Here is a 2,004-nt window from a genome sequence, read left to right on the forward strand (position 1 = left end):
ACAAGTGTGCAGTTTTCAGTTGCCAGAAGTGTGCAGTTTTCGGTTGCCATTGACACGCCACCTCGAATCACGACCAGGGCCGAGTCGAGATCGGCGTAGGGCCAAGTCCACGTCTCGCCCGCCGTGAATACGTGCTCCAAGGACTCGAGGCGCGCCAACGGCGCGTTCAGTGGACCGGTGAGGGTCGAAGTCGGCGACCAACCACTGTGTCCGGTGGCGTTCCGGGCCCGAACTTCCGCGAGGAACCGGCCGGCCAGATCCGCCACCTCCAACGTCTGGCTGGTGTTTGTGACGCCCTCGACTAGCGTCCAGTCCGCGGCGTCGCGCTCCTTCCATCGCAGGTCGAAATCGATGATCGGCGAGCCATTGTCATCGGGAAGCGTCCACGACCAGGTGACACCCCCGCGCGCGGAAGAAGCCACCGGCGCCTCGGGCGTATCCGGCACGGGCGGCTTTGCCGGAGTTGCGATCAAGACCCGCGACCACGCGCCGTCACCCATGCTCGCGTTCTTGGCCCGGACGCGAACGTAGTGCCGTTCGCCGTTCGTCAGGCCCTTGAGGATGGTCCGGAGATCGGCCGTCTCCTTGCTTCGCTGATCGGAGAACTCTTGGTCGGCGGTGCGCCACTGCACCTCGTACTCATCCACGTTGGCGTCCCAGGCGACGGTGACGAGGCCGTCGTCGGTCTCCTCGATCCGCACGCCCGAAACCTGCATCGGAAGGGGAAACCTCGAAGGAGCAGGACCTCCACCTGGCGGGTTCAACAGCGACGGCGTCAAGTTGTCGCCGCCGAAAAGGCCTCCCTGGGCTACCCATGTGGTCTGACCGGACGTCGACGGGTTGATCGCGTCGTTCGTCGTCGGACCGTTGGCAGTTGCAGCGCCGTACACAACGCCTTCGTGAAGCACGACGGCGTCCGCCGCATAGTCGGTGTTGGCGTTCCACAGTGCGAGGACAGAGCTCATTCGCTACTCCTTGTCGAGATCGTGGTTGTTCCGGTCAGCCTCGCGATCAAACCAGCGGAACGATCTGCGGGGGTTTGGGCGCAGGATCGTCATCGCGGGAGCCTTTCCTGTCGAGGTTCTTCCGACGAGGCAGGCGATCCTGCGCGCCGCCCGTGACGCCCACAGGCCAACGCTTGTCACATTCTCGACCCGGCCACCTGAGCGCGGAACAGATGCCGAGCTACGGACTCTTTTTCGCCCTGACTACTCCGTTGCCGTGCGGCGCGAGTCCTGGCGCCGGCGGCGTCTGCGCGAACCCGGTTCCCGCACTTCGAAGCCTACGCTGCGAAGGCCGTCGGCGATCATCCGAAACGCGCTGTGGAGCTGACAGGGCGTCGCCGAGTCAGGGGTCGGGGAACTACGAGCTGCGTCGTCGAGCGGCGGAGGCCGGGCGCGACCGATGTAGACCGCCAGCCCGAGGGCCGAACAGAGGGCCTCGACCGTGTCCGTCCGCGGCCTAGCGCCCCGCCGGATGTTGCGAATCGCGTCCGCGTTGCCCGTGGCGCGCAGGGACAGCTCGCGATCCGAGAACTCGCTCTGATCCACCGCCTGCAGCAGATCCTCGGTAAGCCCCAAAGCGCGGTAAGTCTACCGCATCGCGCCGGTGTTGGGCAACAAGGACCAACGTCCGCACTCTCATCACAAGAAACCGACGCGTCGAGGGCTTTGGATCACACAACGCTTGCCGTATGGAGACTTACCGCAGAGCACCTGGGCACGAGTCCTCCGTCTCTGTCATCAAGAAAACACGCCTTGAGGGCTTGCGATCGCGGTATACCTACCGTATGGTCCCCCGCCGTGAGTCACCGGGACACGATCCTCCACCTCTTCACTCTCTACTGTGCCGTCACTGGCAGGAGCCCCGCGCGGGTATCGACCCTGGTCTGGAACCACGGCGCTCGACACCGTCAGATCGTCGCCGGCGCCGATCTGCGAACCCGCACTTTCGAGCGAGCTCTCCGGTGGTTCTCCGATCACTGGCCGGAGGAGCTTGCGTGGC

General features: G+C 65.0%; 2 protein-coding genes. One reads left to right on the forward strand and one right to left on the reverse strand.

Annotated elements, in window-relative coordinates; translation table 11 throughout:
- The coding region (locus tag OXG30_10655; GenBank protein ID MCY4135353.1) for a fibronectin type III domain-containing protein at nucleotides 1–965 on the reverse strand (965 nt) is incomplete at its 3' end.
- Between the two features lie 837 nt (nucleotides 966–1,802).
- Between OXG30_10655 and OXG30_10660 the strand changes: the two genes are divergently transcribed.
- The coding region (locus OXG30_10660; GenBank protein ID MCY4135354.1) for a hypothetical protein at nucleotides 1,803–2,004 on the forward strand (202 nt) is incomplete at its 3' end.

This window comes from bacterium (genome assembly GCA_026708015.1).
Lineage (GTDB): Bacteria > Actinomycetota > Acidimicrobiia > Acidimicrobiales > Bin134 > Poriferisocius.